Below are 22,879 nucleotides of genomic sequence, written 5' to 3' on the forward strand. Positions count from 1 at the left end.
TTATCCCTTTAACGAACCGATCATGACCCCTTTGACAAAAAACTTCTGCAAGAATGGATAAACAATCAACAGCGGCACTGAAGTGACCACGATCAGCGAATATTTCAGCAGCTCCCGCAGCCCTTGCCGGGCCGCAGCGGTTTTGGCGTCGCCGAGCATTTCGATATTGACCTCGTTCTGCACCAGAATATCGCGGAGCACCAGCTGCAGCGGGTACAAATCCGCGCTCTTCAAATAGATCATGGCGTTGAAATATTGGTTCCAGTGTCCAACGGCATAGAATAGGGCAATGACGGCCAGAATCGGACCCGAAAGCGGCAGCACGATGCGCCACAGAAACCGGAAATCCGTACAGCCGTCCAGCTGCGAAGCCTCCAGCAATTCCGGGGGGATTGTCGTCTGGAAGTAGGTCCGCATGATGATGACGTTCCACACCGATAGCGCCCCGGGAATCAGCATCGACCATACCGTGTCAATCATGCCGAGATCCTTCACCAGCAGGTAGGTCGGAATGAGCCCCCCATTGAACAGCATCGTGAACACGAACAGCAGCATGAACACGCTGCGGCCCCGAAAATCCTTGCGCGACAACGGGTATGCCGCCAAAACAGACAGAATGAGATTGATCGAGGTGCCTGCCAGCGTATAGAACAGCGTGTTCATGAAGCCTTTGGCGACCATCGTATTTTTGAACACTGCACGGTAACCCTCGAGCGTCGGGTCGACTGGCCACAGCCATACCTTTCCCGACAAAACCGCGCTGCTGGAACTGAATGAGGCGCTGACTACATAAATCAGCGGATATAACACAACGATTAGGAAAACGGATAATATGATGTAGTTGACCACCGTAAAAACGCGGTCCGAGCCGGATTCCTTCATGGCAGGTGATTGCATACATGTCCTCCCTTCCTTACCAAAGACTTTCCTGCTTCAGCTTTTTGGCCGTCTGATTCACGATCAGCAGCAGAACGAAACCGATAATCGCTTTAAACAACCCAATTGCCGTGGCATATGAGAAGTTCATCGCTTGAGATACCAATCCAACCTTGTACACGTACGTGTCGATGACCTCGGATGATCGCAAATTCAGCGCATTCTGCATTAACAGGATTTTCTCGAAGCCGGTCTCCAGCATTTGACCCGTATTCAAAATGAGCAGAATGATGGCGATGGGCATAATGCCCGGGAGGTCAATATGGCGCATCCGCTGCATCTTCGTGGCTCCATCCATGACAGCTGCTTCATGGAGAGCCGGATCAATGCCTGAAAGCGTTGCCAAAAAAATGATGCAGGAAAACCCGACATTCTGCCAAATATGGGACCACACATAGATCGACTGAAACCAGGAAGCCTCCGCCATGAAATGAAACGGACCTATGCCGATCCAGCCGAGCATCGTATTGATGAGTCCCGTTCTTGGATCCATAAACTGCAGCATCAAGCCCACCAGTACGACCAGAGAGATGAAATAAGGCGCGTATGTAACCATCTGGACGGTATTCTTGAATCGCCGGTTCCTTACATAATTCAGTCCAAGCGCAAGCATAATGGGAAACGGAAAACTGGCTATCAGCGTGTACAAGCTGATGGAGAATGTGTTCTTCAGCAGTCGCCAGAATTCATGCGATTGAAAGAAGCGTTCGAACTGGGCAAAGCCTACCCATGGACTTCCGTTGATTCCCTTCGTGACGTTGAACTCTTTAAACGCAATCTGCGCGCCGTACATCGGTACATACTTAAATATGATGATGTACAACAACGGGAGCAAAAAAAAAGCGTACAGTTGCCAGCTACGGATGATACTCTTCCAGCCACTCAGCAGTTACCACTCCAATCGTTAATGAATTCGTCCCAATCCGGTCCGTGATTGGAGTATATACAGCCGGATTGATCGGCGTAAATCTTCATGTTTCCGGTCGCTATTCAGAATTTTAGAATGGGCTGTTATTCACCAATCCGGCATTACGCATTTCTTTAGATTAAGCATGTTCTCCGGCCCGGTGAAGGCGTCTATACTCGGTAGCGCTGATGCCATTTACCCGTTTAAACGCCCGACTGAAGGTGTTGAGCGACAGATAACCACAAGCTGCAGCGATGTCACTTACCGGCTTCTCGCTCGCCGCCAACTCCCGCTTTGCCTCATCCATTCGGAGCTTCTCGAGATACTCCGAGAAATTCAAACCCGTCTGCTCCTTGAAGAAGTAAGATACGTAAGCTTCGGAGGTGCGGGTTTCCCGGGCGAGCGTGGATAAACTCAGATCGCTCTCTCCATAGTGGTTCTCGATATGGGTAAGCAGCCGGTTCGTTAAATGATCATTGTGGCTCTTCTTCCTCTCCTCGTTCTTCAGGCAGAGCCGAGTGAATGCGGTGTAGAGAATATTCATAGCTTCGGCAGGCGGCATGACCGGGTTTATTGCTCGGATGACAGCGTCCATTTCTTCCGTTCTTCCGCTTCCATCATTTCCTGTCTGTTCGCAGCATTTCATCAAGGTACCGCTAAGCTCCTGGGCAAGGAGCTTCTCCACGGCCATCGGCAATTGCCGCTCCGATCTATTCTTCTCCTTGATCTGCAGCAGAAGCTGCTGCGTCTCATCCAGATTACCTGCCTTCACAAGCTGTATCAGCCTCATCTCTTCATCGGCCGGGTAATAATAGGAGAAGGCCGGCATTTCCATTTCAGCATGATATAAGATAGGAGTCTTCTCGCTCCATCCTGCGTGATGAAGCACAAACCTGGCCTCCCCGTAGGAACGGTACAGCTCAGCAACGCTGGACTGGCATTCTCCTACAGCCAGATACAAACCCGTATCTGAGATTCCGCTCAAATGCTCATAAATTACCTGTACATTCGCTCGCATCTGTGTCGTAAAATCCGCGTTGTCTGCTGCTGTTCCCGACAGGATCAGGACCAATTGGTTTTCACCAAAATCATGCAGCAGCACCCTCTCCCCGCATAACGCTTGAATCCGGTCACGGATGTTGATTTTTACAATATCGAGTTCCATCAGCATCTCTTCCATAACCGGCTCCTGGTATCCCCGAATATGAAGAAGAGCTACCGCATGGTGAGATCCCCGAAGTTGGACTTGTGCGTGCTCCATGGCAGCATCTATCTCCTGCATCGATGTGAAGCTTCCTTTCAGAAGCCTGTCAACCACGACATTTCGCAGCATCGGAATCTGTTCTTCTAACCGTTCCTTCAGCGTATCATGGCTTTCAATCAGCTCGGATACGGAATGTCCAATATAGTCAACGGCGTTACGAGAGACAGCAAGCCTTACATCCCGACGCGAAGAGGGTAGAAGCTGGAGGATCTTAAGGAATGGCCTGCTGCTTCGATAAGCGAAATAGCCGGCCATGCCAAGCCCCAACAGAAGAGCCGTGATAAAAATCGTCAATGTCAGCTGTTTGATATAATTTACCTTTTGGAGCACCACGGATTTCGGTTGAGCGGATACATAGCTCCAGCCATTGTATTTGGACGTGGATTGCGTCACCAGCATTTCCTGACCGCTCCTTCGGATATGGGAGTAGCCCCCTTGTTTGGGAAGCGCTTTCAAAACGTCCGGTTCTTTCAAACCAATAGAACTGATAAGGTTGCCGTTCTGATCCGCGATGTAGGCAAAACCCTCTTGTTCCGGATCGACTTTGCGAAGCATGTCCTGGATCTGCCTGTTGTTAATCAGAATCGTGACCACCCCGCTGCTGCTTTTATTCCCGAAGGATTGCATATAACTCACGACCGAGTAAGGTTTACCTTCATAAACAACCGAATGCCCCGGCGCATACGTTTTATAATGGTACTGCCCAAACAGAGCTTGCTTCCACTCGCTTAATGATTGACCTTCATAGCGCAGCAGCGAACGATAATACTGATCTGCCGTATACACCTTGCGGGGAGAGATGATCATACTGCTGTTCTTGTACGCGATGTAATAATCCACGATGAAATGATTAAACAATTTGTAGTTAAACAAACTCTTTTCTAAATCCCATAGACGGTACGGACCTGTCCCGGCAAATGGTTCTTTCTCGAATTGAAAGGATTGAATCTTCGATTCGCTCGACATCTGCCTTGCAATGTTTTCGATTTCGGCAAATCTCTGATCGAGCGCTTCCTGAATTTGCTGCAGTGCCGCGGAGGTGCTCCTCACCGTCTCGTTTTCAATCAGATTTGAGGTTTTCCCATATGCAAACCAACCAACCAATAGCGAGCCTACCAGAATGACGGCATATGGTATAAAAAATCGAAACAACAGCCCAGCCTTCTCCCCCGAAACGGATTTCACCGGCATATTCCCCCTTTCTTCCTTTCAGATATGATCCAATATATCAAAGAACTGTGCGCATAGTCAGTAGACCAAAAGGCACTGATTTCTCCCTCCAGAATCGTAACGCAAACAGACCTGCTGGTGCAGGTCTCCGATACGCCCATTCGGTTTAATCGTTATTTCAACGTTGCGTCATATCCCTATGCCCGGCACCTGAACAAAGGAAAAAAGGCATCCCGCCGCTGCTTTGATCACAGTGGCAGGATGCCCCTCTTCAGCTACTCCCCATGAACCCACAATTCGATGATGCTGTTCCAGGTGTTGATCTCATTCCCTTGTCCGACATAACGAATGTATTTCGCCTGAACCGGCGTAAAGGCAAAGGTTTCGAATGCTGCCTGTTTCTTGCTGGAAACGCTGCTGAGCACCTTCTGGTAGTTGACTCCGTCGGTTGAAACTTCAAGATCAAAAGCATTCGTTCGCGTATGCCCGTTGTAGAACAGGATGCTGACTTGATCCACCAGCGTCGGCCGCTCCAGCTCCAGCTGCAAATATTGCCCTTTGCCATCCGCGGACCACCTGGAATCCGGATCGCGGTCCAGCGTATGAATCGGCAGGTTGCCGTCGTCAGCGCTTGCAGTAACCTTGGTTACAGCGGCCAAAGGGCCTTCCGGCTCCGCCATCGGTTCTTTGACTTCGAATCTTTCGCGTGCTTCAACGGTCACTCCCTGAAACACGCACCTTGCAATGATGTCGACAATGCCTGCTTTCGTGGCATGGAATGTATTCCCTTCCGTATATCCGATCGTTTCGTCGCTTGATGTGTACGTTACGGGAATGTTCAAATCCGAGATTTGGACCACTTCCCCGTTATCAAGCGTGAGATAGGATGCCAGTTCACCGCTCCGCCCGGCACTAATTGCATTTCCGGCGACTCTCCACCCCGGAACGGCTTTGTTGGGTGTAATCGAGATATTCTCCGGCAAGACCGGCGTCGCCGCTACATTAAAATTCACCTTTACTTTCCGGGTATGCCCGCGATACGTTATGATAATCTCGCCTGTGCCGTCAGCTCCGCGCGGCTGCCTAATGCTGATTTTAGCATCCCTGGAAAAAGGCGTTGCAGCGATGACCGGAGGCTCCGATGTTCCATATGGCAGCGTATGGGCATACTCCGTTCTTAAAAACTGCATGCCTGCTATAGGCTCGCCATCAATCAGCAGGGATTGCAAGCCCAGGTTGATCTGATCCATTCGATTCTTCGATTGGTCTTGATATAAGCTCTGTGGCGACAGACGTGTTCCTTCGCCAATTCCCTCAGCCATATCAAACGGCTGGGTATTCGCATCCGGAATGGAGCCGACAATATGGACGTTCACGCCGGTGACGCTGCCTTTCGTTCCGATCACGTAGCCGTTGCCGAATTGTTCCGATTCCACGATGACTCCGGGTTTGCTGCGATGTGCTGCCTGTCCGGTTGTATTCCAGAATACACTCTCCGTGGTAACGACACCGTGGCGGTTCGTCTCCGATGAACCGTAGTCTCGCGTAATCGCCGATATCGCATCGCCGTTAACGACCAGATTGTCAATGAGATTCGCCATGCTGAGATACATGTGGAAATCGGTCAGAAGCGAAGGATTTTCGGAGTACGCACCCTGCAGCACATTCCCGTTCGCGGAGAAGTTGGCATACGTGTAGCTGTGTCTGGCTCCAACCGCTTTGCTGTTTTTGATGAGATTATCATTGCCGATGAACTGATATAAGTAACCGTTCCCGTTCGCTCCCCGATACTGCGGGTACTGCATCGTCACATCCTCGACGGTGACATTTTTGGTTCGGTCCAGTATGATCCCTTTGGACAGAATATGATAGTCTTCATTGCCAGACGGCTTATAGGTGTTAACATTCCGGATCCAGCTGTTGGCCGCAGCCACGACATTAATTGCTTTGGCATTATCGCTTTCATAACCGGCCGTTCCGATGACCTTGAAATCATCCTCGCCAAGCCCCGGCTTGGAATTCTGAGCGTTGGCCAACGAGAAATCCTCCAAACCGATTTCAGCGATCGGATCTTCCGTCTGGCTAATGGTGATATTGTCTCGAAGTTTCATCGGATACCGGGTTGGAATATCCAAGGTAAGCGTCTTGTTCTCAGGATCCACGGCAACGATTTGCCTGTAGAATAACGGCTCTACCTTACCAAGACGGGAAGACCACTTGTTCTGCATGCCGAGTTCGCTCAAGAAGCCCGGGGTCGTTTCGAATGTGATCACCACGTAATCGTTCACCGCGAACCCGCTGGTATCCTCAACGGGCAAGAGCGCGGTTGGATCGGTAAGGGATTTCCGAAGCTTCGTGGAAATCCCTGTTTTCTTCCAATCTCCGCTGCTGACCCGGATGATATCCTTATTCTTCATGTTTTCCTGCGCATTATAGATATGGGTCTTGTTCATGCCGTCGCCTTTCAGGACAACATGGCTTGCCGATATGTTCAAGGAATAATCCCTGCCGGGCTGTGGAGCGACTTGATAGGTGCCTTTTGGAAGATACACTACGCCTCCACCAAGTGCTGATGCGTCATCGATCGCTTTTTGAATAGCCGCCGTCGCATCGCTTCCGCCGGACGAATCCGCATGATACGGCGCTTTTGTCACATCGATCCGCTTATTCTTTTTCGTTCTCGGAATCTCTTCTTCCCCGCGCCGATAACCGGCATAGGAGAAATCGTGCAAAAATCTTCCCTGCTCATCACGATATCCCGGATACCAGTTCTTAGGATAGAGTCGGCTTCTGCCATCCTTGTTCAATGACATACCCTCACTTGCGCTCCCTTGCGATGGTTGTTGATCCTTCACCGATGCCTGAACCTCATTCGTTGCCGGTACGGATATTCCAACAGCTAAAGTCAGCGCCAACACTAGGAAGGGCCATTTTCTTTTCATTGCCTCATTCTCCTCCTTGATTACGATTTATTCGGATGTGAACGGTTACAACAAGCTGTGTTTTGCACCTCCCATCGCTGCTCGGCAAGATTCACGGCAAAGCCATGTCGGCATTTCACCTTGATTGTAGGGCATGAACGAATGGAGTCCTATGTTCAAAAACTACATTCCGATGCCCATTTCCTCCACTGACGGACTTTACCTGACAGAAACGGCCTGATTATAGCGATCTAAAGCCTGCTGCTGGATCTGTAGGGCGCGATCGATTTGGAGCGACTTCATCTGCTCAACGTAGATATCAAAGGACTCGACCGGTTCGGTGCCAAAAATAATCTTCAGCGACATCTCATCGACAACCTTGTTCACTTCCTGCATGATGACCGACATCTCCGTGTTTTCCTTCTCCGTTTTGGGCAGCGTTGGCAAGCTATGCAGCGCCGCATCCGTGCTGGACCATAATCGAACCGCCTCCTTCTGCTCCGGCAAATTATAGTACTGTTCCATGTACCGCGTATCTTGCACAAACGGGCCGAAGTAGCTGGCTCTGGTATACATTGCGAGAGCTTGGGCAGGTGCCAGCTTGTCAGGATTCTTCAGGATGGTGTCGGTATACGTGGGATAGCCGTCCTTCATCACATAACTGACTCCCTCGATGCCGAAATTAAACAGCAAATGACCCTCCGGCCCATAACCATAATCCAGCATGCGAGCCGCCTCCTCGACGTGCTGGCTGTTGCTGGAGATTGCGACTCCGCCGCTGGAGCCTATGGCTGGGGCGAGCTGGCCGAATTTCGGTCGGTCACCTTTATTCAGGACAGGATAAGGCGCCGCAACGAGCTCCGCCGATGGATCGTTTCCTTGCAGAATAGGCAGCCAGGTGCCGATGCCTGCGCCTGCATTCCAAATGCTTGCACCGCTGCGGCCGATGATCATGCTCATATCCTGCGTTTCGGAATCGACGGCAGCCCAATTTTTATCGATGAGGCCTTCGGCATACCAATCGCGGAACAACGTTAAAAATTCCTTGTATTCCGGCTCTTGGGCTCCGAATTTAATCTTGCCGTCCTCCTGGTAAAACCCCTTCTTAATGCCATAAGCTCCAATAAAGCCGCCGCCTTCGATGCCGAACAGCGGATTCGGTACGCCCAGGAAGGTCAGCGGTGCTTCAGCACCCTTCCGTTCCTTGAAAGCGGTCAAGACATTATGCCATTCGTCGATCGTCGTTGGCACTTCCAGTCCAAGCTCGTCCAGCCAATCCTTACGGATGATCGGACCTTGGTAGGTACGCAGCTTGTCGTCTCCTTGAATGAACGGAAAAGCGTAATAACTCCCGTTGGCCGTCCGGATCTGCATGTCGATATCCGGATGCTCGTTCAGGTACTGCTTCAGATGGGGCGCGTATTGATCGATAATGTCGTTCAGCCGCAAAATATAGCCGTCATTGATCGCTTTCTCCGGTCCGCCCGGATAGTTGATCCATTCGTATTCGATCATGTCCGGCAGCTCTCCGGAGGTAAGCAGGACATTGATCGCTTCCTTTGCTTGGTTGGTCGGCGGCTGGATGAATTGAAGCTTGACCCCTGTTCTGTGCTGCCACTCCTGAAAGAAAGGCACTTCGTAGAAGCTGGACTTGACGCTTGCGGCATTGCCGTTCAGCTCAGCCCAGTACGTTAAAGTCAGCTGTTCGTCCGAAGCAGGAGTGTGGGGCCCTTGCTGTTTAGAAGGAGACGATCGGTCACTGGTCTTAACGGCCGAATCGGTCCCAGGGTGTTCGCAAGCTGTCAACAGGCAGGTGAGCGCAATGAAGACAACCATCAACGCCATCCGCGTGCATTCGCTCTGCAGCTTCATACGCATGCCTACTCCCTTCATCAATAGATTTCTTTGTATTTGCCGGGCGTAATGCCCTCGTATTTCTTGAATACCCGAATAAAAGTCGCCGCATCGTTATAACCGACCAATCGGGATATTTCGTTGATCGATTCCTGCTTGTGCCGGATCATTTCTTTGGCTTGTTGGATTCGATATTTATGAATGCAGTCGAGCAGGCCTTCGCCTGTTTGATTCTTAAAGAGCTTGGACAAATAACTGCCCTTCAGTTCAAAATGCTCGCCGATCGCATTGACGTTCAAATTCGCATCATGATAATTGTGCTCAATGTATGACGTAACCTGCGCGACGAGATGGCGGATGGCGTCCTCCCGCTCTTGGGATACGTTGTTTAAGCGCTTCTCGGCGGCGTAAGCGCAAACTTCCTCAAGCAGAGTCTGCAAGGCTGTCTGCATCTCCTGAATGGTATCACATGCTATGATGTCGTCCATTCGCTGCGAATAGTTGGCCAATGTGCTGTTCTCGCTGTCGCCCAGCTCATTCATGGCCTTGATCATCGTGCCGACGAGATTAAATATTAGACATCTTGCCAACGTGAGCGACATCATCGGCTTATCGAAATTTCGCTGCGTGATCTCTTGCATGTAGGCGCTGGCCTGGCCGATGTCACCGGCCTTAATGAAGTTAATTAACTGCTGCTCCACCTGAAGCGGATAATCGTACCCGAACGAATCTTCTGCCATCGCATCGCTTCGGACTTCTTCATAGGTAATGATGCCTTTCTTGCCGAGCACCATTTTGTACTCCATTGCATCCACGGCTTCTTGATAGGCCTCTGCAATACCGATCCACGACGAATGTATTCCGCTGATGGAGACCGTCAACTCCATGTCATACCGGTCCAAGAAACGCTGAGCTTCAGCCGCAATGGTATGCAAATCGTGATGCTTGTCGGAAGAATCCGCTTTCAAATTCACGAGGCAAACCATCATATCGTCTACTTCGGCTACGTACCCCGCATGGCCCTGCTGAAGGGATAACTCCTCCACAACGTTGGAAATGATGAGGTGGATCAATTTGTTTCTTTCATTAATATCAATGCCCGGCAGCTTCGCATACAGATTCTCCTCGTTTTCGATCACGAACAGAATGACGGCGAATTCACTGGAATAAAGCGGCATTTGGAAGGAGCGGAAGGCTTCTTCGTAAGGAACCAGCGTGTCCTGCTTTCCTTTTAACAGCCGGTTGATCATATTGGACCGAAGGACATGCTGATGTTTCTGCAGCTGCTGGGCAATTTCGTTATTCTCCGATCTCGTGTTCATGATGACCTTCTGAATAAACCGAAGCTCGTTGCGTTCAGCGGGCAAGCTCTGCGTACCTTTGTCCTTCAACGATTCCACGAGCTGCTGGATCGGCGAGTAATTCCGACGCATGAAGAACCAGGTCAGCACGCCGGCGCCGATCAGGCTTACCAATATGCTGATATAGGTGAAATTCCGGACATAGACGGCTTTTTCCCAATACAATCCGCTGGGGATGATTAAGGCATACTTCAAATCCGACACCGAGGAGTCCATGTAGAACAGCTCCGATTCGCCGGCCCTCGATTGATCCAGCATAACCCGGCTTCCGTCCATGAAGGGCTTCAGCTCCTCCGATCCTGGTCGATTGCTCATTAGAATCTCGTTGTGCTGATTCAGGATCATCAGCGTCCCGCCGCTAAAACCCGATATGCTCTCGATCGCTTCCTGAAACCTGCCGGTATCCGCCATAACCACGACCGTACCAGTCTCCTGTCCATTCAGATCGTTCGGCAGTTGAGTAACGTAAGCGATGGATGATTCGGCCGGAGCCGCATTCAGATGCGGCAGAAGCATGAATTGATTCGTACCCGCGCCTAGGATCCGTTCCCTCCATGCGTCATAAGCTAGCGCTCCCGTATTATGTATCGTATGGAATGCCGTTTTCATATCCCGGATATTGCCGGAACGTAGAACGGAGTTGTCTTTTTTCCACACCACATAGAATTCGTCGATGGATGCGTAAGACGTTTTATATAAGCGGAACTCCTTGACCAATTGGTAAGCGGTATAGGGCGCTTCCTTAGCCGGTTGATTGGAATACATCAGCGTTTGGAGTGTCGGGCTCCACGTCATCTCCATGTTGAGCCGCTTCATGAGATCGATCTGCGTATCGATGGTGTAGCGCATCTGCTTCAGCAAGGAATCGTTTGCCCGGTGAATTTCGCTCTTCAGCGTATCGTTTGCCTGCGCGTAAATGACCAGGCTGATCAGAATCGGCACAAACAGAACGGCACTGTACGATACGAGCCAGGTCACGATAATGCTCTCCCGTTTCTGCCATAAATATTGAATGTTCAGCAATAGCTCATCACCCATATCCTCGTAAATTGTCTATGTGTAGATCAGGAGTTTATTATACGGCAAGAGCTTGCATTGGCATATAGATAAAAAGTTCAATTCGATTGACAAAAAGACGATCCGATAATTCGATGCGCCCACAGCCACAGCACAAATAGCCCGGATAGACAGCTTTCGTCTATCGGGCTTCCTATGCTCAGCAGCAGGAATCATTCCATCCCGGCACCATTTCATTATTAGAAAATACGATGCTGCCAGCCGTTTATTTTCGCTATGGCCTCCACGTAAAAATAGTCTCCGTAAATGAGGGACACGTTCACGTTTTGCCCTGCCGGTTTGTGGCCGGTGCCTTCGAGTAGAATGCCTTCATGGTCAGGTTCGTTCCAGGTTCCGTAATGTTCGTGCAGCGACGATAAGATGCGTCTTGCGGCCGCGCTATACCCCCCGCCTTCCGGTTCATGCAGCGCGTCGGCAAGTTCCAGCAGCCCCGAGGCGGCGATTGAACCAGCCGAACTGTCCCGAGGAATGTCCTCTGCTCCTTCTCGCTCTGCCCGAAAATCCCAAGAAGGCACATGATGGTCGGGCAGGCTGGCAATGAAGAAGTTGGCTACGCGCTGCGCGGCTCCCAGATATGCCGGGTTTCCCGTATATCTATACGTATTCGTTAAACCGTATAGGGCCCATGCCGCCCCCCGACTCCAAGCGGAATCCGGCGCTGCTCCCTGTCCGCCCATAGCTTCTGCCCGTTCACCGGTCACCGGGTCAAACCGGATGATATGATGGACGGATCCGTCTTCCCTTATGAACTGTTTCATCACCATGTCTGCATGGGCTCTTGCGATATGGGCGAATCGGGGATCGCCGCTTTCCTCCGATGCCCAGAACAGCAAGGACAGGTTCATCATGGTATCGATGATCGACCAGCCGTGCTTATCACCATTCCACGCCCGAATGAAGCTGCCTTGGGCATTGAACCGGCCCGCTAGAAAATTGGCTGCGAACAAAGCGCGCCGGGCTGCATCCGCATTTCCCGTCAGCTTGTATTTGATTGCTGCGGTCGGCAGGAATTGAAAGCCTACATCATGGTCGAAATAGTGATTCTCAAGGAATCGCTCCGACAGTCGTTCATCCCAATCCCAAGCTGCATTCTTGTATCTCTCATCACCGGTCATATCATAGACGATCCATAGAATTCCCGGCCAAAAGCCCGATGTCCACCAATCGAGCCTCATGTCGTCATACCTACCGTCCGCGCCGGCAACGTGCGGAGATTTGTCCCCGATTGCCTCCAGCATCCGATCCGTTTTGCTCTTGATTTGGTTCCAAACCTCTTGCTTGTTCTCAATCATGCTGTTCATTAAAGCCAGACCTCCTTACCCTTTATGCGATTGCTATGATTCATGGGATTAACCTTTCAACGATCCAACCATGACGCCTTTAACGAAATAACGCTGCAAGAATGGATAAATGCACAGGATCGGTATCGTAGCCACCATAATGGTTGCATACTTAATGGTTTCTCCAATCTGGAACCGATCCCCCGCCGATGCGCCGGCCGACATGCTCTCCGTGGAATTGGCAATCAGGATTTCGCGCAGCACCAATTGCAGCGGAAACAACTCGCGGCTCTTGATAAACACCGACGCGTAGAACCAGCCATTCCACTTATCTACCGCATAATACAGAATCATTACAGCAATGACAGGCATGGATAACGGAATAATGATCCGGAACAGAATCGTGAAGTGATTGGCTCCGTCAATCTTGGCCGACTCCTCCAAGCTGTCCGGGATGCCCATAAAGGACGTTCGCATGATGATCAGATTGAACGTGCTGATGGCGAATGGCAGAATCGTTGACCACAAGGAATCCAGCAGGCCGACTCCTTTTACGATTAAATACAACGGAATCAGCCCGCCGCCGAAAAACATCGTGAATACGATAAAGAACATGAACACTTTGTTCCACATCACGTTTTTGCGGGACAGCACATATGCTCCCAGCGCCGTCATGAAGAGGTTGACGATCACGCCGAACACCACAATGAATAACGTGTTCCGAAAGCCGATGCCGATACCGGGATTCGCAAGGACGCTCTTGTAGGCATCCAGACTGAAGCCGACCGGCTTCCATAACAAACCCTTGTTGGCCAACAGCTGCGACGAATCGCTGAATGACGCAAACAATACGTAGAGCAGCGGATACAACGTGGCAATGACGAGCAGTACCAGAAATGTATAATTAATGACATTAAATATCCGGTCAAACCAACCGCTTTCCTTCTTCAAAAATACCACCTCACCATAAGCTGTTTTGACTCACCCTGCGGCTGATGTAATTCGCCGAAATCAGGAGCACCAGATTGATAACGGAGTTGAACAAACCGACCGCGGAGCTGTAACTCCAACCGAATTCCAGCAATCCCTTCCGGTACACGAAGGAAGAGATGACATCGGCCGTTTCGTACGTGACCGGATTATAGAGGAGAATGATTTTCTCAAACCCGACGTTCAGCATATTGCCCATGCGCAGAATGAACATGATGGTAATGACGGGCAACAGCCCCGGAAGCGTAATGTAAAACATCTGCTTGATACGGCTCGCTCCATCCATGCGAGCGGCTTCATACTGCTCCAAGTCGATGCTCATCAACGCGGCGATATAGATGATGGATTCCCAACCGATTCGCTGCCATATTTCGGACAGGACGTAGATGGGCCTGAACAGCTCCGGCTTTTGCAGCATGGCTTGACCGTCGTATCCCAGCAACATGAACAGTCGGTTGATTAATCCGTCGGCGTTCGTGAAGTCCGTAATAATGCCGCAGATTACGACCAGTGATATGAAATAAGGCATATAGGTTATCGTCTGGACGACCCGTTTGAACTTCTTCTTGCGCACTTCATTGATCAACAGCGCCAGAATGATCGGTGCCGGAAATTCAAAGATCAGCGTATACAAGCTGATGAGAATGGTGTTCTTTAAAACGCGTAGGAAATAATAGCTGTTGAAGAATTCCTCAAAGTGCTTGAGTCCGACCCAATCGCTTTCCAGAATGCCCTTCATCGGAGAATAGTCTTTGAAGGCAATGATCGCGCCGTACATCGGACCGTAATGGAAAATAAGGTAATAGCCGATGACGGGAATCATCATGATGTACAAATACTTGTTCATCACGAAGTCCCGGATGAACCGGCTCTTGAAGGACAGACGATCATTCATGATGTAGGGTTTCACCTCGTTTCAAATGGGGAGGGCAGGAGCGCCCTCCCCTTGTATTGTTTACCGGTTGTTGTAACGCTCCAGCGCTGCGGCCTGAATCTCGATGGCACGATCGAGATTCAGCGACTTCATTTTGGCCACATAGCCTTCGAATTCATCCACCGATTCGTTCCCCAGAATGATCTTGATGGTCATCTCATCCACAAGCGTGTTGATGTCGTTCATAATCGTTGCGTATTCAGAACTCTCTTCCGGCGTTGGTGTAATCGGTGGCAGGCTGTATTTGGCTGCATCCGTATTCTTCCACACTTCAATCGCGTCCCGCTGGGTTTGCAAGGCAAAGAACTGCTCCGCGTAACGCTTGTCCTGGACGAACGGTCCGTTATAGCTGCTGCGGGCATACAGCGATATCGCCTGCGCCGGAGCCAGTTTATCCGGGTTCTTCATTAACAGATCCGTGAATTTCGGATAGTCGCCTTCCAGATTGTAGCTGACGCCCTCCTCACCGAAGTTGAAGAACATATGCCCTTCCTCACTGTAGCCGTAATCCAGCATGCGAACGGCAAGCTCCGGATCCTCCGCCGCAGTCGTGATGGCGACCGTCCCCTCCGAGGCATAGCCTTGGTTGCGTTGGCCGAATTTCGGCACGTCGCCCTTATTCAGCACCGGGTACGGGGCTGCTACTAGGACCGCATCCGGATCGTTTGCCTCTACCAGCGGCTGCCACTTCCCGATACCTCCCCCGGCGTTCCCGACGGTAGCCCCGGTAGCGCCGGACGCCATGTTTCCATCAACGGCTTTGGTATCAGCTGTTGCGATGTTTTTATCAATGAGTCCTTCCTTGTACCAATCCTGGAACAGTTTCAAATACTCTTTGAACCCGGCCTCCGAAGGGCCGAATTTGATCTGCCCGTCTTCCTGGTAGAAACCGCGATTCACGCCGAACGCTCCAATAAAAGCGCCATTCCCGGAATCGTTGAAAAATCTTGGCTTGCTCACTACCGAGAACGGAGCGGCTGCCCCTTTCTTCTCTTTGAACGCCCGTAAGGTTGTCGTCCACTCATCTATCGTTTCCGGAACCGGAAGTCCCAGCTCGTCAAGCCAATCCTTACGGATGATCGGTCCCTGGAAGACGCGAAGGTACTCATCCCCGCGGATGAACGGGAATACATAGTAGCTGCCGCTGTCGGTTTTGACCATTTTGTCGATATCCGGATTCTCCTCCAGGTACTTTTTCAAGTTGGGCGCATATTGGTCGATCAAATCGTTCAGCTTGAGGATGTAACCGTCATTAATTGCTTTTTCCGGCCCCCCCGGAAAGTCTCCAATGAAGTTGTACTCAATCATGTCCGGCAAATCCCCGGAAGCGAGCATGACGTTCAGGGATTCCCGGACCTGACCCGTAGGCGGAGCTGTGAATTCCAGCGGAACCCCGGTTTTCTCCTGCCATTTTTGAAAAAACGGAATTTCGCTGTGCGAATTTTTGACTCCGATCAGATTGCCGTTAATCTCGCCCCAATACGTAAGCTTCTTATCTGTTTGGATCGGATAAGTCGTTGCTCCCGCTTCGGTTGTACTGCTGGGGTCCGTACCTCCCTCCCCCGTATTCGTTTCGCCCGTTTTGCCTCCTCCTGACGAACAAGCCATGAGTATCGTGCCTAATAACAAGATGATCAAACTCGTGGACAGTGCTTTTCTTCTCATTGACCTAACCCTCCAACGTTTCGAATGTTTGTGTCTATCCCAGATTAATGGAGGGTCCGCCGGGGCGATATTCGCAAAACATACAACGGCATGTTGATTTCATCTTAAGCAAATGACGATTTATACAATTCGATTGGCATATTGCAAAAAGTCTTGAGCTAAAAAACTCAATGATTCATTAACAGGAGACATGAAGGAACTGGAGACTGGCGTCATTTCAACCGTAAATTGGTTATCCTTTTCGCCATCCCTTATACTGGATATGAAACTATCATTTTCGAGAGGAGACCATACCGATGAATGTGAACGAATCTCTGAAAAATGCGTTGTTTACCCAAGAATTTACCCATAACCCTTATCCTGTGTACGAGAAATTGAGGCAAAGCGATCCCATACTGAATCTGCAATTTCCGGATGGACGTTTCGGATGGCTGATCAGCAGTTACGCTGATGCCGTTGAAGCACTGAAGGATGGCCGGTTCAGCAAAGACATCGCGAAAGCAATGGGTGGGGAACAGGCCAGCGTGTTCAGCACCAACATGCTGTTCTCCGATCCGCCGGATCACAAACGGCTTCGAGGATTGGTCCAGAAAGGCTTCACGCCGCAGAGGATCTCGGATATGCGAAGCCATATTCAAGAGATCGCGGACGGCCTGCTGGATGCTGTCTCCTCCAAAGACACCATGAATCTCATTGACGAGTACGCGTTCAAACTTCCCATTATTGTAATAAGTGAAATCCTTGGCGTTCCTACCGAGGATCAGGACAAGTTCCGGGTATGGTCCAATTCCATCATCGGCGCTTCCAACCAGGAAATGAACGAGCAAGTAAGTCAGCATATGAACGAGTTTATCGCTTATTTGAAGGGCTGGTTTGCCAAGGTTCGCAAAAATCCCGGCGATGATATGATTAGTCAATTGGTCATTGCCGAGAATCAAGGTGAGCGCTTATCGGAACAAGAGCTGTATGGCGTCGTTACCTTAATGATTATTGCCGGCCATGAAACAACGGTGAACCTCATCGGAAATGGCGTGCTTGCGCTACTGGAGCATCCGGAGCAACGCCGGCTTCTGCAGGCGCAGCCCGAACTCATTCATGGCGCTATTGAAGAAATGCTGCGCTACAACGGCCCCGTTGAATTCAGCACCTCCCGCTGGGCGGCGGAGGATATGGATTTTCATGGCGTTCACATGAAGAAAGGCGACTTGGTTGTCATTGCTTTGAATTCCGCAAATCGGGATGCCTCCCAATTTGCCGACCCGGATATCTTTGATATCACCCGGGAGAAGAGTCAGCATTTAGCCTTTGGCAAAGGGATTCATCTCTGTCTGGGAGCCCCCCTCGCCAGACTGGAGGGTGAAATCGCAATCAACACGCTGCTCCGCCGCTACCCCCATTTTGAGCTTCAACGGGACATCGATGAGCTTGAATGGAGACCAGGTATGATTGTCCGCGGTGTAAAGGAGATTCCGATATCGCTTCATGGCTAATGCTCAACATGATGAATTTTGCTGCTACCATGAAAAAGGCGAATCCCGTTAGGGATTCGCCTTTTGACTATGTTATTTATTAAGACAAACAAAGTGTATTGAATAGGGCCTTTTAGAACATAAGTCTACCGGACAACTTCGTCAAAGGTGCGTTCAATGAGGTCCGCTTCAGCTGAAACCGCGAATAAAAGGAATCTGTCCTTGGCTTTTAATACATGGTTTTTTACCAATTTATATTCATCCGGACGATAGTCCCTGAATTTTGCCTCCTGTTCTTTGATTCTTTCGTTTAGTTTGGCTATGGCAGCGTCCGCATCCGCCGCATCGCTGAATTGCATGACTGTCCATTCCTCTGCTTTCACATTCGACGAGGACGTATACAGTACAAAATCTTCAACTTGTTCGGCAGGGATACGGTATAACTTCTGGAGTTTTGCCAGATCCCCTTCCTTCATATGATCGAACGCTATTGTTTCCTGAATGCGCCGACCGACTTCGGTCGCAGACCAATTCCCGGTTCTGTCATTCATGTTTGAGCAGCCGGTGAATATGCCGGCCATGGATAACATGATGCAGCAGCAGATGATGAACCATGGCATACGGCCTAGTTTAAGCAATTCAACCATATTTCTCACCTTCTCTATTTTCTTATTCTGCCAGTTTCTTAACGAACGGATCTTCAAAAAAAGTTACAGCATTATACAGCAGCAGCATGTCCTGAATTCGGTGCCGTTTCACCAATGATGTCAGCTCTTCATCATAATATCTAAGGTCTACGACATAGATTTCGCCATAGTGAGGTGTTAGAAACGGAATCATGCTGTTGGCATAGGAATCTTTGACCACAAGCAGCTTCTTGTTTACCTGATGCTTGGTCGTTATTTTGATTAAAGAATGATTTCCGCCGAGAAAAAGCGCGTATTTGTCTTTCTTATTGAGATGACTCAGCTCATAAAAAGATTCTGCGGTTGTATGTTCATCAACATACTCGATGCGGTACTTCTCCTCTTTCTTCAGTTCATAAATTTCGATCGAGTCCGGACTGGAATGTCTATAGCCGCTCTTCGAATACAGAGAACCGTAGAAATCCTCCGTCACCGTTCGCACGTTGAAATCCGCTTTTTGTTTTGGCGTCCATCCCATCGCTTGGCTTAACTCCTGGTAGGCATAAAATGCACCTTTAGTTGTCCAATGATGATCGGTTCGATAATAAATGTATTCTTCCTGTTTAGCGAAGAGTGCCGGATACACATCAATCATCGTGATTGCAGGTGAAATCCTTGTGCTTAATTGGTCTATATGCGCTAACTCATCGTCATTATCGACAAAGTCCGGCAATTGATTGGAAAGCACGCTCACAGCGGTGGGTATAAGCATGGCATATTTACGAAGTTGAGGCGTATCCTCTGCAAACGCAAGAAGGGCAGCCGCCTTCTCTTCAAGCTCTTCGTTCGTTGGGGGATTAAATTTTTGGATCAGGTAGCCCTGTTTACCCAAATAGATCCCGTTGCTCTCCTTCTTGCCAATCCCCCGTTCAATCCCGGACTTCCATTCAATCCATCTATCCCGCAGAACAAATTGGTCAGAAACATATCGCTCATATTGAGATGTGAAATGGCCTGTCATCATATGCTGGAACGTTAAGGTTGGCCGCTGCTCCAGCACCCGATTCTCCGACTCCGAGAAAGATCTTACCGGTGTCCACATTTGCAGAGCCATGATTGTTCCCAGAAATAACATAAAGGCGATAGCCATTATGCCGTAATAGAATGGGTCATGCTTACTCAGAAAGATCACCTCCCTTCAAAACCGGAAGTACAGGAAGGGGTTATAGGTTTCATTGACTAAGAAGGCGGTCGACATGAAGAACATCACAATATAAAGGCCGCATACAACGATGGCCCCTCCCATCCCCGACTTTTGCCTGAATAATAATAAAGCCTTCTTAGGATACGGTGTTGCGCACAGGGACAAAACAAGCAACATTACAACATTCGTAGACAGATCATACAGGGGGTCGGCATTGTAGAACCCTTGTCCTCCAAAACCGAACATCGCGCCCCAATATGCAGCCGCTGCTGATATTTGCTCAAACTCAAACAGTACCCATCCGATAATCACGGCGAAAAGTGTATATATATGACCAATGAAGCTTGGCAGCCTGCTGAGCCATCCGAGAACGAACCATTTCTCCATCCAGATCAAGAAGCCGAAATATAACCCCCACAAGATGAAGTTCCAGCTCGCTCCATGCCAAAAGCCGGTTAAAAACCAGACAACCAGTAAGTTTCGAGTCTGATTCCGTATACCAGCCCGATTACCGCCAAGCGGAATATAAACATATTCCCGGAACCAGGTGCCCAGGGAAATATGCCACCTCCGCCAAAATTCCGTAATGCTCACAGACATGTAGGGATAATTGAAGTTTTTCAGAAAATCGAAGCCTAGCATTTTACCAAGTCCGCGCGCCATATCGGAATATCCGCTAAAATCGAAATAAATTTGGAAGGTGAATGCGATAATGCCGAGCCAGGCGGAAGCGATCGTCAACTCTCCTGCAGGCACAGCCTTCACGCTGGTCCAAAGTAGTCCGATATTATTGGCAAGCAGCACCTTTTTGGCCAGCCCTCTAAGGAAGAGCTCCGCCCCTTCGCCGAAGCGGGCCAGTGTTACCGTACGACAGGCTAGTTGCTTGGCAATATCACCATATTTAACGATAGGACCCGCTACAAGCTGAGGAAACATCGTGACGTAAGCACCGAAGGATATAAGGTTTTTCTGCACAGGTACTTTGTCACGATAGATATCGATCACATAAGACATCGTTTGAAACGTGTAGAAAGAGATTCCTATCGGAAGCGGAAGCTCTGAAGCCTCGAGCTGGAAACCAAACAGCAGGTTCAGGTTGTCGACCAGGAATCCAATATATTTAAAGAAACCAAGAACGCCTAGGTTTACGAAAATAGAGCCGATAAAAATCGTGCGGGCTAATCCTTTTCGTCCCCTGAAGTGATGAATGAGCAGCCCATTCGCATAATCGAAGACGGTGGAAAAGACCATGATCCCGATATACAATGGCTCACCCCAGGCGTAAAACACCAAGCTCGCAAGAAGCAGGACGGCATTACGAATTCGGCGTGGAGCCATATAATAGAGGACAAGGGTAACCGGCAGAAAGACGAACAGGAAGGTTAGACTGCTAAAGACCAAATCCCCTCACCTCCCGGACAACCAGCAATACATGCCGCCATTAAGTTAACTGATCCTTGAGAAAATCCAGCAAAAGCGTATAGAATTGAGCTTTAAAATGGATCCCGTCCGTATCGTGCAGTCCCTGCGTGTTATTGAATATCGGAGACAGATCGACGAATCCTACCTGTTCGCTAAGAGCAAGCTCTTGCAGTTCTTGATTGTAATCCCCAATTTGTTTATAACGAGGCTCCTTCTTCTCCGCCTCCGGCGTAACCGGGGTTACGGACAGCAGGGTAATCGAGGCATTAGGAAGTTCATCCTTGATGCTGCGGATTAATTTCGCATAATGGGACAACGAATAGGGTATGGGCTCATCCGTCGGCCATAGAATGTCATCCGACCCCAATTGAATAAACACCCGCTTCGGATTTCTGCTTGCGATGTCTTTGACATCCTTCATGGCCATCGAGATTTCGGCTGTTTTCCCGGCACCCGCTATGACATTGGCTTCATCCAATACATCATGAAACGAGAGTCCTTCCGTTATAGAATCTCCAAGAAATACACTGTCTTGGAAGATGGATTGATAGGATTCCTCCTCCATCACTTGTTTTTGATTGCCGCAAGCCATCAACGTTAGGCTGATTATTCCCGTAACTAGAATGGCCATCATCATCTTTCGCATTGCAATACTCCTCTCAGGTTGTGTAAATCTTCTACACGTCAGAGTTTAATGCGGCTCGATAAAGATTAAATGCAGATTATATTGATATCGTTTAAAAATGGGTGCGCGACATCGACTTCATGATGGACGGTCACAGGTATGGCATGAACAACAAAAAACACAGAACCGAAGTTCTGCGCCCTTTACGTGAACATTATGTTTTAAATGCATTTCATGTGAAAAACACGCCATCGCGGCATCAACCTGTAGTTAATTAAAAAGGGTTAAAATAACGATACCCTGCTTCCTCGAATTTTACCTCAAGGGCATCCCTCAAATTTATATCCCGAACGAACGACGGTTACAATATGAATAGCGCTGGAACCTAATTTCGTGCGTAGATTTCGAATATGACTATTAATCGTCCGTTCATCCCCGATATAATCATAACCCCAGATTCTAGTTATCAATTGCTCTCTCGTAATAATAACGCCTGTATTCTTCATTAAATACGCAAGTATCTCAAATTCCGTATAGGTTAAATGAATGTTTACCCCTTGTGCCGTGACCGTACGGGAAGGAAAATCCACCTTGATTCCGCCGCTTGTCAGCGTATTTCCTTGATTTCCTTGATTTTGCTTACGCTCCAATAGCCGTTTTACCCTTGCCAACAATATGGGAGGGCTGTATGGCTTGGTTACATAATCATCCGCTCCTAACTCAAAACCGAGTAATGTATCGTCTTCATCGACACGGGCGGTCAGCATAATGATCGGGACGTTCGATATTTTGCGAATACGCTGACAGACGGACCAGCCGTCCAGTTCAGGCAGCATGATATCGAGAATGATCAAATTCACTTCATGCTCTTCAAATAATGTCATTGCTCTTTTCCCGTCAACAGCTTCCAGAACTTCAAACCCTTCATGAAGCAAATAGTCTTTCATGACTTCTCTTAGAATGTGTTCATCTTCAACGATAAGAATTGTTTTCTGCACCGTTCGATCTCCCGTTCATAAAATAGATGATTCTGATCTTAATAGAATACCATGAGCAGATGCAGATAAGATGCAGATATCTCATGAGTAATCTCTAAGAATACTCTATATGGTTACATATTAATTATTATGTAAACTAAACCTCATAATTGACATTTCTCCTTTAGTTCAAATGC

Annotated in this window: 16 protein-coding genes; 1 reads left to right on the forward strand and 15 read right to left on the reverse strand. The window is 49.2% G+C overall.

Annotation, left to right across the window (positions count from 1 at the left end; all coding sequences use genetic code 11):
- The 10 genes from ACETK5_RS12695 to ACETK5_RS12740 form a co-directional block, all read right to left on the reverse strand.
- Complete coding sequence (locus ACETK5_RS12695) at positions 1–897, reverse strand: carbohydrate ABC transporter permease (RefSeq protein WP_100537049.1); 897 nt, start codon at positions 895–897, stop codon at positions 1–3.
- Between the two features lie 16 nt (positions 898–913).
- Positions 914–1,759, reverse strand: coding sequence for an ABC transporter permease (locus ACETK5_RS12700; RefSeq protein WP_394055975.1), 846 nt, complete (start codon positions 1,757–1,759; stop codon positions 914–916).
- Between the two features lie 223 nt (positions 1,760–1,982).
- Positions 1,983–4,298 (reverse strand): helix-turn-helix domain-containing protein, encoded by a 2,316-nt coding sequence (locus ACETK5_RS12705; RefSeq protein ID WP_394055977.1) that lies wholly within the window; start codon positions 4,296–4,298, stop codon positions 1,983–1,985.
- A gap of 254 nt (positions 4,299–4,552) precedes the next feature.
- The gene (locus ACETK5_RS12710) at positions 4,553–7,219 is read right to left on the reverse strand and encodes a discoidin domain-containing protein (protein WP_326114938.1); all 2,667 of its coding nucleotides are present in this window, start codon (positions 7,217–7,219) and stop codon (positions 4,553–4,555) included.
- A 198-nt stretch (positions 7,220–7,417) separates the two neighbouring features.
- On the reverse strand, positions 7,418–9,070 hold the full coding sequence (locus tag ACETK5_RS12715) for an extracellular solute-binding protein (RefSeq protein WP_326114940.1): 1,653 nt from the start codon (positions 9,068–9,070) through the stop codon (positions 7,418–7,420).
- Between the two features lie 20 nt (positions 9,071–9,090).
- Complete coding sequence (locus ACETK5_RS12720) at positions 9,091–11,436, reverse strand: helix-turn-helix domain-containing protein (protein ID WP_326114941.1); 2,346 nt, start codon at positions 11,434–11,436, stop codon at positions 9,091–9,093.
- A gap of 233 nt (positions 11,437–11,669) precedes the next feature.
- The gene (locus ACETK5_RS12725; protein WP_326114942.1) at positions 11,670–12,791 is read right to left on the reverse strand and encodes a glycoside hydrolase family 88 protein; all 1,122 of its coding nucleotides are present in this window, start codon (positions 12,789–12,791) and stop codon (positions 11,670–11,672) included.
- A gap of 48 nt (positions 12,792–12,839) precedes the next feature.
- Positions 12,840–13,721 (reverse strand): carbohydrate ABC transporter permease, encoded by an 882-nt coding sequence (locus ACETK5_RS12730; protein WP_326114944.1) that lies wholly within the window; start codon positions 13,719–13,721, stop codon positions 12,840–12,842.
- A gap of 10 nt (positions 13,722–13,731) precedes the next feature.
- A complete protein-coding gene (locus ACETK5_RS12735) occupies positions 13,732–14,655 on the reverse strand; it encodes an ABC transporter permease (RefSeq protein ID WP_326114946.1) in 924 nt (307 codons plus the stop codon).
- Positions 14,656–14,715: 60 nt separating this feature from the next.
- The gene (locus tag ACETK5_RS12740; protein ID WP_394055981.1) at positions 14,716–16,359 is read right to left on the reverse strand and encodes an extracellular solute-binding protein; all 1,644 of its coding nucleotides are present in this window, start codon (positions 16,357–16,359) and stop codon (positions 14,716–14,718) included.
- Positions 16,360–16,655: 296 nt separating this feature from the next.
- On the opposite strand from ACETK5_RS12740, the gene ACETK5_RS12745 reads away from it, so the two are divergent.
- On the forward strand, positions 16,656–17,849 hold the full coding sequence (locus ACETK5_RS12745; RefSeq protein ID WP_394055983.1) for a cytochrome P450 family protein: 1,194 nt from the start codon (positions 16,656–16,658) through the stop codon (positions 17,847–17,849).
- 125 nt (positions 17,850–17,974) lie between these two features.
- Here ACETK5_RS12745 and ACETK5_RS12750 read toward each other — a convergent pair whose 3' ends face one another.
- The 5 genes from ACETK5_RS12750 to ACETK5_RS12770 all read right to left on the reverse strand — a co-directional run bounded on the left by ACETK5_RS12750 (position 17,975) and on the right by ACETK5_RS12770 (position 22,703).
- On the reverse strand, positions 17,975–18,475 hold the full coding sequence (locus ACETK5_RS12750; RefSeq protein ID WP_326114950.1) for a DUF4358 domain-containing protein: 501 nt from the start codon (positions 18,473–18,475) through the stop codon (positions 17,975–17,977).
- A 22-nt stretch (positions 18,476–18,497) separates the two neighbouring features.
- Positions 18,498–19,604: a DHHW family protein gene (locus tag ACETK5_RS12755; protein WP_394055985.1), complete on the reverse strand. Its 1,107-nt coding sequence runs from the start codon at positions 19,602–19,604 to the stop codon at positions 18,498–18,500.
- Between the two features lie 48 nt (positions 19,605–19,652).
- Positions 19,653–21,059, reverse strand: a complete 1,407-nt coding sequence (locus ACETK5_RS12760; RefSeq protein WP_326114952.1) for an MBOAT family O-acyltransferase — start codon at positions 21,057–21,059, stop codon at positions 19,653–19,655.
- A gap of 40 nt (positions 21,060–21,099) precedes the next feature.
- Positions 21,100–21,726, reverse strand: a complete 627-nt coding sequence (locus tag ACETK5_RS12765) for a GDSL-type esterase/lipase family protein (RefSeq protein WP_207797456.1) — start codon at positions 21,724–21,726, stop codon at positions 21,100–21,102.
- Positions 21,727–22,025: 299 nt separating this feature from the next.
- Entirely contained in the window at positions 22,026–22,703 is a 678-nt protein-coding gene (locus ACETK5_RS12770) for a response regulator transcription factor (protein ID WP_100537036.1), read from the reverse strand.
- Positions 22,704–22,879: the final 176 nt, after the last annotated feature.

Source organism: Paenibacillus ilasis (genome assembly GCF_043195395.1).
Classification (GTDB): Bacteria; Bacillota; Bacilli; order Paenibacillales; family Paenibacillaceae; genus Paenibacillus_AQ; species Paenibacillus_AQ lautus.

Bases quoted from the DNA above. Each gene is read 5' to 3' on its own strand.
- ACETK5_RS12695 (WP_100537049.1), bottom strand. From the start codon at position 897: ATGCAATCACCTGCCATGAAGGAATCCGGCTCGGACCGCGTTTTTACG.
- ACETK5_RS12705 (WP_394055977.1), bottom strand. From the start codon at position 4,298: ATGCCGGTGAAATCCGTTTCGGGGGAGAAGGCTGGGCTGTTGTTTCGA.
- ACETK5_RS12710 (WP_326114938.1), bottom strand. From the start codon at position 7,219: ATGAAAAGAAAATGGCCCTTCCTAGTGTTGGCGCTGACTTTAGCTGTT.
- ACETK5_RS12715 (WP_326114940.1), bottom strand. From the start codon at position 9,070: ATGAAGCTGCAGAGCGAATGCACGCGGATGGCGTTGATGGTTGTCTTC.
- ACETK5_RS12725 (WP_326114942.1), bottom strand. From the start codon at position 12,791: ATGAACAGCATGATTGAGAACAAGCAAGAGGTTTGGAACCAAATCAAG.
- ACETK5_RS12735 (WP_326114946.1), bottom strand. From the start codon at position 14,655: ATGAATGATCGTCTGTCCTTCAAGAGCCGGTTCATCCGGGACTTCGTG.
- ACETK5_RS12740 (WP_394055981.1), bottom strand. From the start codon at position 16,359: ATGAGAAGAAAAGCACTGTCCACGAGTTTGATCATCTTGTTATTAGGC.
- ACETK5_RS12745 (WP_394055983.1), top strand. From the start codon at position 16,656: ATGAATGTGAACGAATCTCTGAAAAATGCGTTGTTTACCCAAGAATTT.
- ACETK5_RS12750 (WP_326114950.1), bottom strand. From the start codon at position 18,475: ATGGTTGAATTGCTTAAACTAGGCCGTATGCCATGGTTCATCATCTGC.
- ACETK5_RS12755 (WP_394055985.1), bottom strand. From the start codon at position 19,604: ATGGCTATCGCCTTTATGTTATTTCTGGGAACAATCATGGCTCTGCAA.
- ACETK5_RS12765 (WP_207797456.1), bottom strand. From the start codon at position 21,726: ATGCGAAAGATGATGATGGCCATTCTAGTTACGGGAATAATCAGCCTA.